Source organism: Erythrobacter sp. 'gip.4 top 5' (assembly GCF_056495765.1).
In genome coordinates this window covers 428992-445592 of sequence record NZ_CP200270.1, presented here as the reverse complement: position 1 = coordinate 445592, position 16601 = coordinate 428992, and the positions used below count along the sequence as shown (strand labels likewise).

At 62.9% G+C, this 16601-nt stretch carries 20 protein-coding genes and 1 tRNA gene; 8 read left to right on the top strand and 13 right to left on the bottom strand.

The features are described 5' to 3' along the window. The 3 genes from ACRANW_RS02165 to ACRANW_RS02155 form a co-directional block, all read right to left on the bottom strand. Positions 1-915: a hypothetical protein gene (locus ACRANW_RS02165; protein ID WP_479432927.1), complete on the bottom strand. Its 915-nt coding sequence runs from the start codon at positions 913-915 to the stop codon at positions 1-3. Beyond that, positions 912-1952, bottom strand: a complete 1041-nt coding sequence (locus tag ACRANW_RS02160) for a diacylglycerol/lipid kinase family protein (protein WP_479432926.1) — start codon at positions 1950-1952, stop codon at positions 912-914. The genes ACRANW_RS02165 and ACRANW_RS02160 overlap by 4 nt, the downstream gene beginning before the upstream one ends. 176 nt (positions 1953-2128) lie before the next feature. Then, complete coding sequence (locus ACRANW_RS02155; RefSeq protein ID WP_479432925.1) at positions 2129-2569, bottom strand: Lrp/AsnC family transcriptional regulator; 441 nt, start codon at positions 2567-2569, stop codon at positions 2129-2131. Between the two features lie 133 nt (positions 2570-2702). Between ACRANW_RS02155 and ald the strand changes: the two genes are divergently transcribed. Both ald and ACRANW_RS02145 read left to right on the top strand, forming a co-directional pair. Further along, positions 2703-3797, top strand: a complete 1095-nt coding sequence (gene ald / locus ACRANW_RS02150) for an alanine dehydrogenase (RefSeq protein WP_479432924.1) — start codon at positions 2703-2705, stop codon at positions 3795-3797. A 95-nt stretch (positions 3798-3892) separates the two neighbouring features. Beyond that, entirely contained in the window at positions 3893-5722 is a 1830-nt protein-coding gene (locus ACRANW_RS02145) for a DUF885 domain-containing protein (RefSeq protein ID WP_479432923.1), read from the top strand. On the opposite strand, the gene ACRANW_RS02140 is transcribed toward ACRANW_RS02145, so the two are convergent. The 8 genes from ACRANW_RS02140 to ACRANW_RS02105 all read right to left on the bottom strand — a co-directional run bounded on the left by ACRANW_RS02140 (position 5715) and on the right by ACRANW_RS02105 (position 11614). Then, a complete protein-coding gene (locus ACRANW_RS02140; protein WP_479432922.1) occupies positions 5715-6095 on the bottom strand; it encodes a copper resistance protein CopC in 381 nt (126 codons plus the stop codon). The genes ACRANW_RS02145 and ACRANW_RS02140 overlap by 8 nt on opposite strands. A gap of 19 nt (positions 6096-6114) precedes the next feature. Continuing rightward, entirely contained in the window at positions 6115-6978 is an 864-nt protein-coding gene (locus ACRANW_RS02135) for a copper resistance protein B (protein WP_479432921.1), read from the bottom strand. After that, positions 6975-8699 carry a copper resistance system multicopper oxidase gene (locus ACRANW_RS02130; RefSeq protein ID WP_479432920.1) on the bottom strand — a complete coding sequence of 575 codons (1725 nt, stop codon included), beginning with the start codon at positions 8697-8699 and terminating at the stop codon, positions 6975-6977. Before ACRANW_RS02130 ends, ACRANW_RS02135 begins: the two co-directional genes overlap by 4 nt. 23 nt (positions 8700-8722) lie before the next feature. Then, positions 8723-9277: an RNA polymerase sigma factor gene (locus ACRANW_RS02125; protein WP_479432919.1), complete on the bottom strand. Its 555-nt coding sequence runs from the start codon at positions 9275-9277 to the stop codon at positions 8723-8725. Then, positions 9274-9711 (bottom strand): periplasmic heavy metal sensor, encoded by a 438-nt coding sequence (locus ACRANW_RS02120; RefSeq protein ID WP_479432918.1) that lies wholly within the window; start codon positions 9709-9711, stop codon positions 9274-9276. Before ACRANW_RS02120 ends, ACRANW_RS02125 begins: the two co-directional genes overlap by 4 nt. Next, entirely contained in the window at positions 9708-9965 is a 258-nt protein-coding gene (locus tag ACRANW_RS02115; RefSeq protein WP_479432917.1) for a hypothetical protein, read from the bottom strand. Before ACRANW_RS02115 ends, ACRANW_RS02120 begins: the two co-directional genes overlap by 4 nt. Before the next feature lie 84 nt (positions 9966-10049). After that, positions 10050-10676 carry an LON peptidase substrate-binding domain-containing protein gene (locus ACRANW_RS02110; RefSeq protein ID WP_479432916.1) on the bottom strand — a complete coding sequence of 209 codons (627 nt, stop codon included), beginning with the start codon at positions 10674-10676 and terminating at the stop codon, positions 10050-10052. Next, complete coding sequence (locus ACRANW_RS02105) at positions 10673-11614, bottom strand: tetratricopeptide repeat protein (protein WP_479433989.1); 942 nt, start codon at positions 11612-11614, stop codon at positions 10673-10675. Before ACRANW_RS02105 ends, ACRANW_RS02110 begins: the two co-directional genes overlap by 4 nt. A gap of 229 nt (positions 11615-11843) precedes the next feature. Between ACRANW_RS02105 and ACRANW_RS02100 the strand changes: the two genes are divergently transcribed. After that, positions 11844-11918: transfer RNA gene (locus tag ACRANW_RS02100), tRNA-Gly, on the top strand. 284 nt (positions 11919-12202) lie between these two features. Here the strand turns inward: ACRANW_RS02100 and ACRANW_RS02095 are convergent. Further along, the gene (locus ACRANW_RS02095; RefSeq protein WP_479432915.1) at positions 12203-13522 is read right to left on the bottom strand and encodes a type II toxin-antitoxin system HipA family toxin; all 1320 of its coding nucleotides are present in this window, start codon (positions 13520-13522) and stop codon (positions 12203-12205) included. Beyond that, complete coding sequence (locus ACRANW_RS02090) at positions 13512-13817, bottom strand: helix-turn-helix transcriptional regulator (protein WP_479432914.1); 306 nt, start codon at positions 13815-13817, stop codon at positions 13512-13514. Before ACRANW_RS02090 ends, ACRANW_RS02095 begins: the two co-directional genes overlap by 11 nt. A 440-nt stretch (positions 13818-14257) precedes the next feature. On the opposite strand from ACRANW_RS02090, the gene ACRANW_RS02085 reads away from it, so the two are divergent. The 5 genes from ACRANW_RS02085 to ACRANW_RS02065 all read left to right on the top strand — a co-directional run bounded on the left by ACRANW_RS02085 (position 14258) and on the right by ACRANW_RS02065 (position 16511). Beyond that, positions 14258-14422, top strand: coding sequence for a hypothetical protein (locus ACRANW_RS02085; protein ID WP_249700762.1), 165 nt, complete (start codon positions 14258-14260; stop codon positions 14420-14422). Positions 14423-14527: 105 nt separating this feature from the next. Continuing rightward, positions 14528-15007: a hypothetical protein gene (locus tag ACRANW_RS02080; protein ID WP_479432913.1), complete on the top strand. Its 480-nt coding sequence runs from the start codon at positions 14528-14530 to the stop codon at positions 15005-15007. Between the two features lie 383 nt (positions 15008-15390). After that, entirely contained in the window at positions 15391-15708 is a 318-nt protein-coding gene (locus ACRANW_RS02075) for a DUF736 domain-containing protein (protein WP_479432912.1), read from the top strand. A 132-nt stretch (positions 15709-15840) separates the two neighbouring features. Next, positions 15841-16020, top strand: a complete 180-nt coding sequence (locus ACRANW_RS02070; RefSeq protein WP_479432911.1) for a helix-turn-helix domain-containing protein — start codon at positions 15841-15843, stop codon at positions 16018-16020. A gap of 227 nt (positions 16021-16247) precedes the next feature. Then, positions 16248-16511 (top strand): DUF2285 domain-containing protein, encoded by a 264-nt coding sequence (locus ACRANW_RS02065; RefSeq protein WP_479432910.1) that lies wholly within the window; start codon positions 16248-16250, stop codon positions 16509-16511. The last annotated feature ends 90 nt before the right edge of the window (positions 16512-16601 follow it).

The following is a 16601-nucleotide window of genomic DNA, read 5'->3' as shown; positions in this document are numbered from 1 at the left end:
TCAGCCGCCGCGCTGTCGGCGGCGATGCTGGCTCAGATCCCACAACACCTGCGGGGCCGCCAGCAGCGGAAAGCGCTCGCGAAACGGCGTTACCTTGACCGCCATGCCGGTGTGCCGTTCGATCTTCCAGGCAGCATAGCGTGCCGCACCTTCGAAGGTGGTGCTAGCCTTGACCAGCCGCACGAGGTTCAAGGGCTTGCCCAGCCTGCGCCGACGCCTCCACCAGCCCAGGATCCGCCCCCGCTCCGCTGGCATCAGCCGCGGGGTAAAAAGTGTGCCACGCTGGCCCGGTGGAATCCCTGCTGCTTCCAGCGCCAGCGGCAGCAGGCCTGCGAAATGTTCGGCATTTACGCTAAGAATATCATTCTCGCGGCCCGATTTCTCCACGCGAAACTCGGCCTTGTAGGTGGCGCGGAACAGAGCGCGCCAGAAATCTTCCGCTGGACCGCTAACCGGGCCGAGCGCGGCCGCAAGCCGCGCTGCGGTGGCCGCCGCCGCTGCGATCGCTGCGAATACGGCGTTGCGGGCGGCATCGTCTTTGGCCCAGATCAGCGCGCTGGGCTGGACGAAGCGCGCCCAGATCGTGGTGTCGGTCAATTCGCCACCGGCGGCGCGAGCGAATGTTGCCAGCGTCATGGTGGCAACCTTGGCCCGCAGGACGAGCCCGTCATGGGCGCGCTCATGATAGCTGATCCGCGGCCAGATCGTGGTTTCTGTGTTGCCGGGCAGCAAAATGTAGAAATCAAGCACGCCTTCGAGCGATCCGGTGCGCAGGTTTGAACCGTAGAACACAACGGCCTGTGCGCCTGCGTTATCCGCCAATGCGCGCGCAAACGCGGCTACAGCGGGATCGACAGGCACGGCAAGTTGCGCGGCGATCCGCTCGGCCAGCGGGTCCGAAGGCGCGGCGCTCATGGCGCGACGAAGGCGAGCTCCGGGCCCTGTTCGATACGGTAATCACCAGCCGGAAAACCCTCGCCATCAAGGATGAACTGGTCATCGATCGACAGACTGAACTGTGTGGCCGAAAGCTGGTGGATGCCGCGTTCCCGCAAGCTGCTGCGCAGCTTGCCCATCAGCACCAGCGGCACCAGCGCCGTCGTACGCCGCGAAATCTGATCGACCGCTACGAGCTTCAGCCCATTTTTAAGCGCGCCGAATGGCTTGATCCCGGCCGGCAGGCGTTCGAGCGTGGAGGCAAACAGCAATTGGCGCATGGCCGGATCACCTTGTCCGCTGTGCGCCATCGGGGCGTTCGTTGCGCCCAAGCCGATCTGCATTTTTGCGCCCTTGCGCCAGGCATTACCGCGGCCGGCGAACATTGATTGCAACAGCGCCCAGATCCCGGTGACAGCCACCACCATGCTATCGAAGGCACCCAGTTTGTGTGCGCTTTGCCCCGCTTGTGTGGCCTTGGAAAAGGCCCCGGCACCAAGGATGAAACCGGCCACGCGGGATACCGCGCCGACTTTGCCGTGCTGGTCCAGCGAAGACACGATCATCGGGCGGCGCCAGACGCGGGTGCCGTGGTCAAGCGCGTTGATCGCATCCTGCAAGGTCCAGTCATCCGGCACGCCAAGGTCAACGGTCAGCGCGTTCGTTTTGCCTTTGGGCAACACAGCGATGGCGGGCCAATCATTGCCGAAAACCGTCTGTCCGCAGGTCAATACATCACGCACGGTGCCGTCCCCGCCATTGATGACGAGCAGGTCAATTCCGCGTTCTGCAAATTCGGCCAGTGCCAGAGGCAATTGTCCGCGCTCACGCGGCTGCGCGATATGGACATGCGGACACAGGCCACAATCAAAATCGGCGCCGACATTGCGGTGGCTGCGCGGATTGTAGATCACACCGACTGTGGGCGCCTGGCCGACATTGCGCACCCGGCCAAGCGGTTTGGTCGCGGGGGCAATCCGCGGGTTTTGCGCAAATTCGTAGATCGACGTGGCCATGGGCGTCCTATACTTGTCGGAAAACTAACTTTCTACCGCAATCTTGACCCTGAAATGTAACAGAGCCGCGTGCGGAAGATTGGCCGCTCCTCCGCAAAAGCAAGATCGCATGCGCCTGCCGGTGGCAGTTTTGCGACACATATGGCTAATTGGCGACGGACGCGGTGTGGGCGGCTCTATTCGCCGCCCTCCAATGTACGGATCGTGAACTGGCTCACCAGACGGTGCACACCGGGCAGCGCCGACAGGATTTCGCGATGGATCCGCTCGTAACTGTCGTTTTCGCGCACCAGCACTTTGATGAGATAATCGGACGGGCCGCTCATCAGATAGGCTTCGACGATCTGCGGGGTGCTGGCCATCGCTTGTTCAAAGCCGAGCATCGTGGCTTGGCGCTGATCGGTCAGCGTGACTTGCACAAACACCGTCGAGGGATTGCCGCGCGCCGCTTTCGATAGCCGAGCCCGGTAGCCCATGATCGCACCGCTATCTTCCAGCGCTTTGACGCGGCGGTGCGCGGCCGAGGGCGACAGGCCAACATGCTCGCCCAACTGCTCACCGGTCAGACGCGAGTCCATCGCCAGCAGATCGAGAATTTTCTGATCGATACGGTCCATTCACGAAATTATTGCGATTTTTGCGCGCTGACGCAAGATTTTCGCGGTTCTCTATGGTCGCTTGCCAATCATTGCGAAGAACGCGCAAGCCCCCTCTGCTAGTGCGGTTCCAAGCTCAAGCAGGAGAGACACCATGCGCGTCGGCGTTCCTACCGAAATCAAGAACAACGAATATCGCGTCGGACTGACACCGGCAGCCGCCGCTGAACTGGTGCGCGCAGGGCACGAAGTGCTGGTGCAAAGCGGTGCAGGGCTGGGCGTCGATTTCGCAGATAGCGCCTATGAAGCGGCAGGCGCGGTGATCCTGCCCGATGCCGCCGCCGTGTTCGAAGGCGCGGAGATGATCGTCAAGGTCAAGGAACCCCAGGCTGTCGAAGTTGCCATGCTGCGGCCTGACCATGTGCTGTTCACCTATCTCCACCTCGCCGCGGACAAGCCGCAGACCGAAGGCCTGATGGCGTCGGGCGCAACGTGCATCGCTTATGAAACCGTGTCCGCCTCGGACGGAACCTTGCCCCTGCTCAAGCCCATGTCCGAAGTTGCAGGCCGCATGTCGGTGCAATGCGGGGCGCATTACTTGGAAAAGCATCAAGGCGGGCGCGGGGTGCTGCTGGGCGGCGTTCCGGGAGTCGAGCCGGGCAAGGTCGTCATTCTCGGCGGCGGCGTTGCTGGTGTGAACGCGGCGCAAATGGCCGTGGGCCTGCGCGCGGACGTGACCATCTTCGACATCTCCAACCGGCGCCTCGCTGAATTGGACGCGCAGTTCGGCAACCAGATCAAAACCGCGTTCGCATCCACCGCCGCGATTGCCGCGGCTGTGGCCGAGGCCGATCTTGTCATCGGCGCGGTGCTGGTGCCGGGCGCGGCGGCGCCCAAGCTGGTTACCCGCGATATGATTGCCACCATGCGGCGCGGGGCTGTGGTGGTCGATATCGCGATCGACCAGGGCGGCTGTTTTGAAACCAGTCATGCCACCACTCACGAAGACCCGGTGTTCGAGGTCGATGGCGTAATCCACTACTGCGTCGCCAATATGCCCGGCGCGGTGGCGCGCACCTCCACGATGGCGCTGGGCAATGCGACGCTGCCCTTTGTGCTGAAGCTGGCAAACATGGGCGCAGAAGCGGCAATGGCGCATGATCCGCATCTGGCCGAGGGGCTGAATGTGTCGAACGGCAAGCTGCACATCGCCGCGGTGGCTGAGGCGCTGGGCCTGCCGCTCGGCTGAACGGGCCACAAAGCTCGACGAAAGGGGCTTCATCGCGATTCCTTTGCCCGCTACCCACGGGCTGATGCTGCATTCCCCGCGCAAAGGAACATTCGATGACGCACACGCTCACCTTCAGCCTCGCCATGGCGCTCGCCGCCGCGGTGCTTCCGACCAGTGCCGCGCACGCGCAGGCGCCCGAGGCCGCCGCTGCGCAGACCGAGGATGCGCGTCTGACCGCCTTTCTCGATGCCGAGTTTGACGAATGGCTAAAACAGCAACCGCAGTTGGCGACCCGGCTGGGGCTTAAGGAGGGCGGTGACCGCTGGAATGACACCAGTGACAAAGCCGCGGCTGCCGAGCTTGCGTGGCGCAAGGCCAGCGCCGCGAAGATGCAAGCGCAGTTCGACCGCGCTGCGCTATCCCCCGAAGCCCAAGTCAATTTTGACATCTGGGCGCTGGAGGCGGAGCGCGCAGAGATGCAGTTCTCGAACCGCGTCTTTCGCCCGCCGTTCTATTCGCGGCTCTATTCGGCGCACAGCCAGCTGCCCGATTTCCTCGTCAATACCCATTCAGTGGCCGATGCGACGGATTTGCGAAACTATATCGCCCGCCTGCGCGCGATGCCGGACGTGCTGGATCGCGCCATCGCGCGCACCAAGGCAAGCCAGGCGGCCGGGATCAGTCCGCCACGTTTCCAGATCGAAACGATCATCGAAGGCAGCCGCAAGCTGACAAGTGGCGCGCCTTTTGGGGATGGCGAAGACGCAGCGCTGTGGGCCGATGTGAAGGCCAAGACGGAAAAGCTGGTTGCAGGCGGCACGCTGCCGCGTGCCGAGGCCGACGCGCTGCTAGAAGATGCCCGCACCGCCATCCTCGCCTTGCAACCGGCCTACGCCCGCGTCATCGCCTGGGCCGAGGAGAGCCTGCCCACCGCGCCCAGCGGCAAGGTCGGCGCGCTGACGCTGCCGCAGGGCGATGCCTATTACGCCAAGGAACTGAAGCTCAACACCACCACCGATCTGAGCGCGCAGGAGATTCACGCGATCGGCCGCAGCGAAGTCGCGCGGATCGAGGCGGAGCAGGATGCACTCGCGCAGGCCGCTGGAATTGCCGATCGCCAAGCCTTTTATGCCGAGCGTGCGCGGCTTTATCCGCCGCAGCCTTATGACGATGCGCTGCGGGCAGACTATCTCGCTTCGGCCAATGCCTTCGTGGCAAAGACCCGCACGCTGTTGCCCGCCTATTTCGGTACGTTGCCGGCCTACGGAATCGAAGTGGTGCGCGAGCCGGCTTTTTCCGAAACGCCGGGCGGTGCGGCCCATGCTTCGCCCCCCAGCCCCGATGGCACGCGCCCGGCGAAAACCTACGTCCACCTTGCCGGCACGCGCACCGATCCCGCGATGATGTACACGCTGATGTGCCACGAAGCGGTGCCCGGCCATAACATGCAGGGCGATATTCAGGTGCGCCAGCAGGGCGGGCCCAAGTTCCGCGCCGTCACTGGCTATGTGGCATTCGGCGAAGGTTGGGCGCTCTATGCCGAGGCCTTGTGCAAGGAAATGGGCGCTTATCCGGATATCCCTGCGGACTTCATGCGGCTGGACGCCGAACTTTTCCGTGCCGCGCGGCTGGTGGTGGATACCGGCCTGCACGCAATGGGCTGGACCGAGGAGGAAGCCGTCACTTACATGAACACCGTGGGCCGTCAGCCGATCGAACGGTCACGGTCCGAAGTGCGGCGCTACATCACGCTGCCGGGTCAGGCGACCGGGTACAAGATCGGTATGCTTAAGATCATGGAATTACGCGCCCGCGCCGAAGCGACGCTGGGCGGCCGGTTCGATATTAAGGGCTTCCACGACCTGCTGATCGCGTCCGGCTCGCAACCGCTATCGATCCTCGAACGACGGGTGGACGCGTGGATCGCTGCTTCGGTTAGCTGACGTCGAAGCTGACACGGCCCGTCATGGCATGGCCGTCGGCTGCGGCGGCCTGCCAGCGCACGTCATAGCTGCCGGTGGGGAGCGGCTTTTTCAACGTCAGCGTCATGGTCGTGCCATCGGCGGACCAGCTGGCGGTGAAATTGCGGATCATCATTTCGCCGTGGTTCGCCATGCCCGGCATCGCGGTCATGACGATGCTGGCAGCGGCGCTTGCCGGGGTGACGGGCTGGGTGAAGGTGAGGGTGATCGTCCGGGGCGCCTTGGCCGCGGCCCCCGCTGCCGGGGTCGAGGCTGCCAGCTCGACATGGGCCAGCAGCGCCGTGGGCGCGAGCGCGGTGAGGGCGAGGGCGGCGAGATAAGCGGGATAACGCATCGGATATTCCTTCGAATGTTCAGAACCAGAAACGGATGCCAGCGATAAGGCTGGTAACAGAGGGGTCTTCGCTTCGCGCGCGGGCGAAGGTGGCGCCCTGTCCAGTTCGCCAGGATTGTTCAATGCCGATATAGGGCGCAAATTCGCGTCGCAATTCATAGCGTAGCCGCGCCCCGACTGCGATCTGGTCGAGGCCTGCGCCGGTCCCCAATTCGGGAATGTCCTGCGCGGACAGGTTGGCTTCGATGCGCGGCTGGAGGATCAGGCGCTGGGTGATGCGCTGGTCGATCTCGGCTTCGAGGCGCGCGGTCACATCGCCGCGGTGCGAGAGGAACAGCGCGGTGTCGATCTCGAACAGATAGGGCGCAAGGCCCTGCACGCCGATCACGGCATGGGTGGTGTCCGGCCCGCCGAGATCCTGCCGGACACCCGCCTGCACGTCCCAGAACGGCGCGAAGGCCTTGGCATAAAGTGCCTGAACTTCGGCATCGCCGGGATGGGAACCGAACGCGCCCCTGCCTTCGGACTTGAACCACAGCCGCTCGGTCGGGCCGCCGTAATAGCCCTGAATGTCCCACAGGTAGAGGTCCGCGCCGTCACGCACCTGCGCCTCAAGGCGGTCGCCCTGAAACCAGAACACGGGAAAGTCGCCATGGGTGCGGCGCAGATCCTCACGCGAAGCGGCCATCGCGTCGGCCCCCCAGATCGCGTCTGCGGCGCGTGGCGGTCCGCTGCCGGCGGCGGCGGGGGGCGGGGTCTCCATGGTCGGGCCGGGCGAGGCAGGCGTGTCATCCTCACGGCCCATATCGTGCCCAGCGTGGCGATCTTGCGCGGCAAGCGGTAATGCACCCAGCAGAGCACAAATGGTAAGAGTAGATTTCATTGGCCAGCGTCCGGCGCCATCACCGTCACGGTCTGCATCATCCCGCCGTGCATGTGATACAGCAGGTGGCAATGAAACGCCCAGTCGCCCGGTTCGTTGGCGGTAAGATCAAACTGCGCCGATGCGCCGGGCTGGACCACGACGATGTTCTTGCGCGGCTGGTGCGCGGCGTCCTCACCATTGACCAGCTCGAAGAACATCCCATGCAGGTGGATCGGATGCGCCATCATGGTGTTGTTGACGAGCTTGACCCGCACTCGCTCGTTCCAGGCAAACCGGATCGGCACGTCGCTGACGGCAGAGTACATCTCGCCATCGAATGACCACATATAGCGTTCCATATTGCCGGTGAGATGGATCTCCAGCAGACGCGATGGCGTGCGGATGTCGCGGTTGGGCTCCAGCGCGGACAGCATCCGGTAGGTGAGCACGCGGTGCGCGACATCGCGCAGGCCGATCCCGGGATCGCCCAGCTTGTCGACCGGGGCCATCGAAACCATGTCGATGCCGGGGCTGACTTTCACATCGGGCGGCAGCAGCAGAGTATCGCGCATGCTCATGCCGTCCATGCTGTGCGCGGCGCCGTCACCGCCCGCCATATCGCCATGGTTCATGCCCATATCGCCCATGTCGAGCAGCGGCGGCTTTCGCAGCGGGGGCACAGATGCGCGCGCGCCCGGACGGCTCGCCAGCATCGCCAGCGCCATGCCCGACCGGTCCATGCTTTCAGCGACGATCGCATGAGCCTGCGCACGGGGTTCGACGATCACGTCATAGGTTTCCGCGGCGCCGATCTGGAATTCATCGACTTCGACGGGTTTCACGTTCTGCCCGTCTGCCGCGATCACTGTCATTGGCAGGTCGGGGATGCGCAGGTTGAAGAAGGTCATGGCCGAACCGTTGATGATCCGCAGGCGGATACGTTCGCCGGGGTTGAACAGGTATTCCAGCCCTTCGTTCGGCCCGCGTCCGTTGGCGAGGTAGGTGTAAGTCGATCCCGTCACATCGGCGATGTCGGTCGCGGGCATCCGCATTTCCGCCCACATCCGGCGTTCCTTGGCGGACAGCGCGTAATCGTCTGCCCAGCTGGTCTGCTGATAGTTGAAATAGCCTTCGCCCTTGCGCAGCCGGTCCATGATGCGATGCGGGTGCAGAGACGTAAATTCGCTCAGCAGCAAGATGTAGTCGCGATCATAGCTGGCCGGTTCGTCGCCCGCGGGATCGATGATCAGCGGGCCGTAATGCCCCTGCTGTTCCTGAAGGCCCGAATGGCTGTGATACCAATAGGTGCCCGATTGGCGCACGGGGAACTCATAAGCAAAGGTCTGCCCCGGCTTGATACCGGGAAAGCTTATTCCCGGCACGCCGTCCATGTGGAACGGCACCAGCAACCCATGCCAGTGGATCGAAGTGTCCTGCGCCAAATGATTAGTGACGTTGAGGCGGACGTTCTGCCCTTCTTTGAGCCGCACCAGCGGCCCCGGAACCGTGCCATTGACGGCGATGCCGTGGCTTTTGCGGCCTCGCACCATGCGCGTGCCTTCGCCGACAGCAAGGTCGATCACGGTGCCCGAGACTTCATCGAACCCGGCTATGATCGGCGGACCTTTGGCATGGCGATGGACGCTGTGGCCCTGTGCCCAAGCTGGCAGCGCAGCAAGAGCCGAAGCAGCCCCGCCGCCTGCCAGCAGGCGGCGTCGCGTGATAATGGGAGAGGTCATGCTCCCTATACGGGTGGGCGCACCTAATCCCTCATCGCCAGGATCAACTTCGCCCTTGCTCGGTACAGCCGGGTCTCGACGGCCTTGCCACTGATCCCCAGGGCCTGCGCCGTTTCCTGCTGAGACAGCCCCTCGATGGTGCGCAGGATGAGCACGTCCTTGAGGCTGGCGGGTAGCGCGGCGATAGCCTGCGCCGTGGCCGCCAGTTCGGCGCGGTCAGCGGCCAGCGTTTCGGGTGAGGGCGCGTCGTCCGCAATCCACGCGGCGGCATTATCAGGCATTGGCAGGCCAAGAAAACGCCGCACCGCCTGCCGCCGGGCCCGGTCGCGGCACTTGTTGAGTGTGATTGCGGCGATCCACCCGCGAAACGACCGCGCGGGATCATAGCGATGCAGCGCAGCAAAGGCCGCAATGAAGGCCTCCTGCGTGATGTCAAAAGCGTCCTCCGCGCTCCCCGTCGCCGACCGTGCCAGCCGGTATACGCTCTCCCGGTGACGCTCGACCAGAGCGCGCTGCGCCTGCCCGTCTCCTTTCAGCGAATCGCGCACCAGCGTCGCATCCGAATTGTCGGCGGTCACTGGCCAGGCTGCGCGAGGCTCTCGGCAATCGCTTCGTCGAAGGTCGCTTGCTGATCGGGGCGCAGGATCGCACGCATCGCGAAGACATGCTCGAGCGTCGCCTTCTGAAGATCGCCCATCGCGCCGTGGGTCGCATCAACCGCCGCTGCCACGCGCGGGCCATATTCATGCTCGGCTGCAATCGCTTCGGCGAGCCGGGCATTGTCGGCCATCAGCCGGGCTTCCAGCGCCCGGCGCCGTTCGGCAAAATCGCGTTCCAATACTTTGAGTGAGCGTTCCTGCGTGTCGTCAAGCGCAAGCCCGTCATGCATCAGCGCATGAAGCTCGGCGCCGCTGTGCTGGACGCCGGGCTGGAGCATCCGCCCCAGCCACACGCCCACCAGCGCCAGCACAATCACCAGAGCAGCGACAATCAGGGCGCGCCGAAGGCTCACTCCTGTCCCAGTGCGATCAGCGGAGTGAGCGCCAGTTCCGGCCCGAAGGCGGCCAGCGGCGCTTCGGCTTGCGCAGGCGTCTGAAACCCGCCGACGATCCCGATACCCAGCGCCGCGATCAGCGCTGCGCCCAGAGTGCTGCGCGCCGCGCGGGCCTCGGCCCGCGCCCGCAGCGCCAGCGCGTTGCCAGAGATCGCCGAAAGGTCGGGAACCTTCGCGCACGCGATCCGCGCAAGATTGTGGTCAAGATCCATCGCACACCTCCTGTCGCCAAGAATACGCACGCGGCGCCGCTTTCCCTCACGGGCTCAGCTCACTACCGATGCGCCGCGAACGATTTATTGCAGCGTGGTGATTTCCTCGCTGCCATCGGTCCGGCCGAAAAACTGCATCAGCTGAACCAGCAATTCACAGCGATCCGTCAGCGTCTCCGCTTCGAGAAGTGCCTGCTTGCTGGCGGGATCGAAGGGCGCGATCTGCGAGACGCCGTTGATCAGCGAGCGATCATCCAGCCGTTCGACCGAAGCCCAGTCGACGCTGTAGCCTTGCGCATCGGCAAAGGCGCGCGCTTCGCGCTCGAACCCGCCGCGCTGGGCATGGCTCAAGGTTTCCCCCTCGTCTTCATCGTAAATGGTCGCCTCGATCTGGCGGTAGGCCGTGGCAACATCAAGTTCGCGCACCAGCCGGAACCGCGCCGTTCCCTCAAGGATGACGTTGTAGCGCCCGTCATCCATCGCCTGAACCTCCCCGACCCGTCCGATGCAACCCACCGCATAGAGCGGAGCGCCATTTTCGGGGCGCTGCGGCTGGATCATCGCGATCTGGCGATCACGGATCATCGCATCGGCTACCATCGTGCGGTAGCGTGGTTCAAAGATATGGAGCGGCAACTGCATCCCGGGAAACAGCACCGCGCCGGTCAGCGGAAAGATGGAAAGGCGGCGGGTCATGATGTTTGCAGTCATCCAAACAATACGCGGGAAAGCCGGCGGCGGACGCCGACGACCCATTCGTCTTCAAGGCCGGTCGCCTCGAAAATCTTGAGCAGCTTTGCCCGTGCGGCACCGTCGTTCCAGTCGCGGTCGGCGGCAATCATGGAGAGCAGAGTTTCGGCCGAGTCATCGCGCTGGCCCGCGGCAAAGGCGGCTTCGGCAAAGGCGAATTGCGCGTCCATGTTTGCCGGATCGGCCTGTGCGGCGCTGCGCAGAGCGACGAGTTCACTGTCGTCAACCCGGGTGCCAGCAAGCTCCAGCGCGCTGCGTGCAGGGACAATGGCCGGATCGGTGGCGAGGCGCGGATCGCTGTCGATCACGTCCATCACTTGACGCGCGTGGTCCATTTCGCCCAGTTGCACCAGTGCGCGCACAAGACCCGCGTGGGCGGGCGCATTGTCTTCGGCAAACTCGGTAATCTGAGCAAAGATACCCGCGGCGCGTTGCGGATCACCCGCAGCAAGCGCCTCCTCGCCCAGCTTCACGAACTGCGCGACCTCCTCGGGTGATGGGCCTTTCACGGCAGCCGGCTCACCCGTCTCGCCTGCCGCTCCGGCTTCGATCGGCACTTGGGCAAGCAATTGATCAAGCATTTGCTTCAGCTGCGATTCGGTGCGCGCGTTGGTCAGATCGGCGATCGGTTGGCCTTGGAACATGGCATAGACCGTCGGGATCGACCGCACTTGGAACTGCGCGGCAATAAATTGGTCTTCGTCGACGTTGATTTTGGCCAAAACCACGCCCTTGTCGGCATATTCCGCCGCAACCTTTTCCAGCAGCGGGGTTAAAGCCTTGCAGGGCCCGCACCATTCCGCCCAGAAATCAAGGATCACCAGCTTGCTTTGCGAAGGCTCCACCACATCCTTGCGGAAACGGTCGACAGCCTTTTGTTCTTCTATGCTCAGTCCCATGCTGGCCAAGATGCGTGCTCCTGTTTTGGTGTTGCGCGATGCCGCGCCATGCCCTCAATGTGGGGTATAGCGCACGGATGTGAAGCGCGCATTTGTGCTGGCCGCTCTGCCCGATGCGATCAAGCCCCAATCACGCCAATTTAGCGCTTGCAGGGTAGCCGAGGCGCTGCTAATCGCCCCGCGTCTCCGGCGAGAACCGCGCGTTTGCGGATTTTGTCAGCGCCAGTGAGCGGGCGTAGCTCAGGGGTAGAGCACAACCTTGCCAAGGTTGGGGTCGAGGGTTCGAATCCCTTCGCCCGCTCCAGTTTTTCTCAGGAAAAACAATGATTTCGCCAACCGGCGACCCCCGAAATTCTGGAGACAACGCCTCTCTGGGACCCCCATTGTCTCCACATTGTCTCCAGTTTTGACACAAGTGGGGGCTTCCTGGGAAAAGAAGGTCGTAGGCCGTGACTTCCAGCCCCAGTTTTTCACGCAACTCCATCAGTCGAGGACGCCCGGGCTTTTGCTCGTCTGGCGGGACGAAGCGCTGGCCGCTGTTGCCGGGAGAGAAGAAGATACTGGCGAGGGCAACCACCAGATCTCCGCTCACAGCTCCGGCGCTCCATCGACATAGCCCTCGAAGGCATAGTCGTTGAGAAACTGGCGGCGCCACAGAAAGCCACGATCGACCTCGCTCACCTCACCTTCATCGCAAATCGTTGCCCAAGCCCTCGTGATTTTCACAACCTGATGGTTGATCAGATCGCGGGCATCCCGGTCGCTCAGAAGGAAGTTCGGCGCTGACAGGCGGCAGGTTTCCAGAAGGCTGCGCTTGTCCTCGCCGCTCACCAGCATGGCTTGGTTGGCCTCCCGGCCGTTGCGCGGCTGCGGGCAAATGTCATAGGCCTGGGTCAGGGTAAGATGGGCGCCATCCCAGAACGCCGCATGATTGCGGGCATGATCGTCCGTATTGCCCGTCAGCACATTGAAGACCAACCGGCCGAACAGTTCGCGCAAGCTCGCTTGGGGATCGGTGAAGCGCGCGCGCACGATCTCGGCCAGATCAGCGTAGCTCGCATAGCGAGCCTGCATTTCACCGAGCCCAAACATCGTCAGAGCCGAGACCATTGAGCGGCGCGTCCAGCCAGTTCCGTTCCATTCACGGTCGAACCGGCGCACCAGGAGCACATCCTTGCCGCTGGCTTTGGCAAGCCGGACAGGTGCGACGTTCAGCCCCGCTTCTGCTGCCAGACGCATGGCAACGAACTCCGCCTTCACGACGGACATGGTGTCGTTGGTCGCCGAAAATTTCGTGATGAACTTGTCCGCGCCATCCTGGATCAGGGCTTTGGGGCGTGCGCCGCCGATGGAGCTTCCATGGAACAGCGCTTTCTCGAGACCTGGAGGAATGGGCTCACCCCGCTCCACCCGCTCGGCCGCTTCCAGAAGCTCCTCCAGCGTGGCATTTTCCTGTTCGCGCGGCTGAAATTTCTCCGCTGACGTCTGGAAATCAAGCGCACCGATGCGGTCGGAACCCGAATTGAGCATGAAGGTCAGCTCGTCGAAATCGACGTTGTGCGCTGCCTCGCCGCGCAGACCCGTCAGCCGATTGATGATGACCCGGCGCCCCCATGCATCGGGCGCGCCGTCCCGCAAGCACCCGGCCATTTCAAGCGGGGCGTTGGGCGCAATCCTGCCGCGCTGGAGAGGCAACTCCGGCGCATAGATGGGTATGGCGTCAGCGCGCTCCAGATAGGAACGACCATAGTTGAAGGCATAAAGGCCACCCTCCAGCTCGATCCGCCCGGCGATGACAGGCTCGAGCGCGCCCGGTAGCCACATCCACACGAAAGCTTCGGTAGCTGGCGGGACAGGATCTTGGGCGGCAGCAGCTGCCGCAGCGGGGTGAGGTCGGTCAGAAGTCATCTTTCACCTCCGAGCGCGGACGCCGCACCGACTGGGGAAGGAGCGCCAGCTTGTCGTTGATCCGCGAAATCTCAGGGGCAAGCCGGGATGGCTCGTCGACGAATAGCGGCACACCCACGATCGTCGCAGCCTCGAACACCAGTCCGATTTCCACCCTGGTATGACCCTTCTCGATCAGTTGCAGCGTGCTGCGCGCAATGCCGACCCGGGCCGCGAGGTCCGCTTCCGACATTTTGCGCTGCTTGCGTGCGAGACGAATGAGCCCGCCCATCATGGTCAGCGCTTCGCGCGTCATGCGCGAATAGGTGCGTGGATGCTCATTCATGTGAACCTCAATGCCGGTTATGGCGGTCACAAAGTAGTTTCCCGACCGCGATAACGGTCACTATCATGCAGGAAGTTAAGAATCAACCAAATGACCGCAAGGGCGGGCACAGACACCGTTCGTGCAGGTTATACCGGTCAGTAGCATGGTCAATGATGCCATGATCAGCATCGGAAAGAACCGCGATATCAGATGGCTGCAAGTGGCATAGCCCCAAGTGCCGCAGAACCAACCACTCGCTTTAGCCGCTGATCCCTGGGCTCGAAGCCTGTCCTCCTTCAATCAACCCGTGAAGGGTCCGCTACGCATGCGCGTGCGGCCGCCGCGAAGCTGCGGTGATTGCGGCCAGCCCCCGGCCTGTGGGGCGACTGTCGAGCGGGGTGGTCCCGCTCCTAGACAGGAGCCGCAGCATGCCACTTGCAACCGCACAATCGCTGGGCTGGAACCTCTCACGGACGCTAATGACGGTCATCGTCATCATCAAGACCAGCCAGGGCTACTCCGTTATCCCTGCCGACGAATTCGATGGCGATCCCGAGCAGGTCCTGCGCGAATATGACCCCTTCGCCCGCTGACATTCGGCGCATTCGGGCTTTTCGAGCCGAGTCCCGCCATGCTATCCTTGCTTCGCAGATTGCGCTGAAGTGGTGGCGGCGAGCGCGTCCAGACAAGGGACGCCTATGACCATTTTCCTCATCCTTGCGGCCGCTGCAGGCTTTTACATGCTATGGCTGCTCTTCCGGCTCGCCAGCCTCGCCCTGCCAGTTTACGTCGCAATCGGCACCGGCTTCGCGCTACTCCGCCACGAATACGGCTATCCGGCTGCGATCCTCGCTGCCTTTGGAGCCGGCATCGGCACGTTGCTCATCGGCCAACTTCTGATCGCTTTTATCCGATCTCCGTTGCTCAGGCTGGGGATTGCGCTGCTATTTGCCATCCCTGCCGCTTTCGCCGGATATCAGGCCGCGCACAGCCTTGGTTCGTTGGCAACAAACAGCAGCTCTGTGTTGGCAATTCTCGGTTCGATTGCAGCGATCGCCACAGCCGCTTCAGCCTGGCAAAGTGTGATGGGTGGCAGCGATCATAACAACGCAAACTCGGCAAATGACCGGTCGATGAGAAGCGATCCTCTTCCGGCCCGGACGATCAACAGCGAATAGGGGGTAGGGCTGTGCTGACTGAGTGCGTTCATTACAACGACAGGGGATTTGGCTGGCTTCAATGCCGTCTGAACCGGAAACCTCATTGCGGTGAAACTGCGATCTGCGCCAAGGACGCCATTTCCTGCAGGATCGCACCAGTACGGCCTCTTTCGACACGCGCCCATGTCAGCAAGACGCTTCGCTTGGCATACTTGCCGCAACGGTGCGGTGCGAACTTTCTTCCCCCGGCGTGCCGCCGTTCCTCGCGAGCCAAGAAAGACCGACCACCCCGTCCTTCGCTGACGCTACGGGCTGACGCTGCAGCGCCTGCCACTGACTGACCTTCATCCGCGCATCGAGGCCGCATTGGAGCGGTCCGACCAACGGAAAAGGAAATACCCATGGCAAAGATCGGCAACTTCAAGAAGGTTTCGGGAGAGCTCCGGGGCCAGATCGCCACTCTTGCATTGCAGGCCAAATCGGTCCGTATCGTCGCAGAAGAAAGCACCAGCTCCAACGCTCCCAGCCACCGCGTCCTCGTCGGCGATGTCGAGATCGGTGCCGCATGGGAAAAGCGCACCCAAGATGACCGGCCCTACCTTTCGGTCAAACTTGATGATCCGAGCTTTGTGGCCCCCGTCTTCGCTCAGCTCTTTGAAGCTGAGGACGGCAGCCACGACCTGGTCTGGAACCGTCCCTCCCGGCGCAGCGATAGCTGAACCACCCAAGTCATCGCCCGGGTAACACCGGGCGATGACGAATCCCTAGTATATTGGGTGGCAGTATATTAGGGTTCCGCCGACCCACGAGGCATGAAGCTTCGGGAGATTTTTGCGACGAATTTAAGGCGAATGCGTCACGCCAGTGGGCTTTCGCAGGAGGAATTGGCGCATCGTGCCGGAATCAACCGCAACTATGTTGGCCTTCTGGAGCGCGCAGCCAATTCGCCGACGCTCGATACCATCGAACGACTCGCAGAAGAACTTGCCGTCGATCCTGCCCGGTTCTTTGACAATCCCGCAGGGCTTTGAGCGCAACCCGGCTGCGCTCCGCCGAATCGGCACCGCAATTTTACAATTTCTGAACTACCGCAGGCACATATTGCCTCTTCGGGTGGTGTCGGCCCGTGCTGTGCAGATAAGAGGTTATGCAGTTTGGTGTATAACGCTGTCACGATTCAGAGGGGAGTTGGCGCTGCTTCTTTGCTCGCCTTGCAAAGATGCAGCGATTAAACTGGCCGCGCACCGAGGAGGGACCAATGCCGGCTCCTGACTTTGATGAACAACCGCCGCTGATGGACCGGCTGAGCGCCTATGACGAGCGTCACCTCGTCACCTATCTGCGCCTTCTCGACGCCGAGAACGACGGCGCATCATGGGAAGAAGCCGTCTCAATCATCTTTGCAATCGATCCTGCAATAGAGCCGGATCGCGCCAGGCTGGTCTATGACAGCCACCTCGCCCGCGCCAAGTGGATGACGCAAAGCGGCTTCCGGCATTTGCTTGATCCCCGCGCCCAATAAGCTGCGGAGTTTCCACTGTGCTGGTGCAATCGATTGTGCCTGCCCAACGCATAGCGCGCGACTGACTCCAGCACTTCTCTGGCCGTGCCC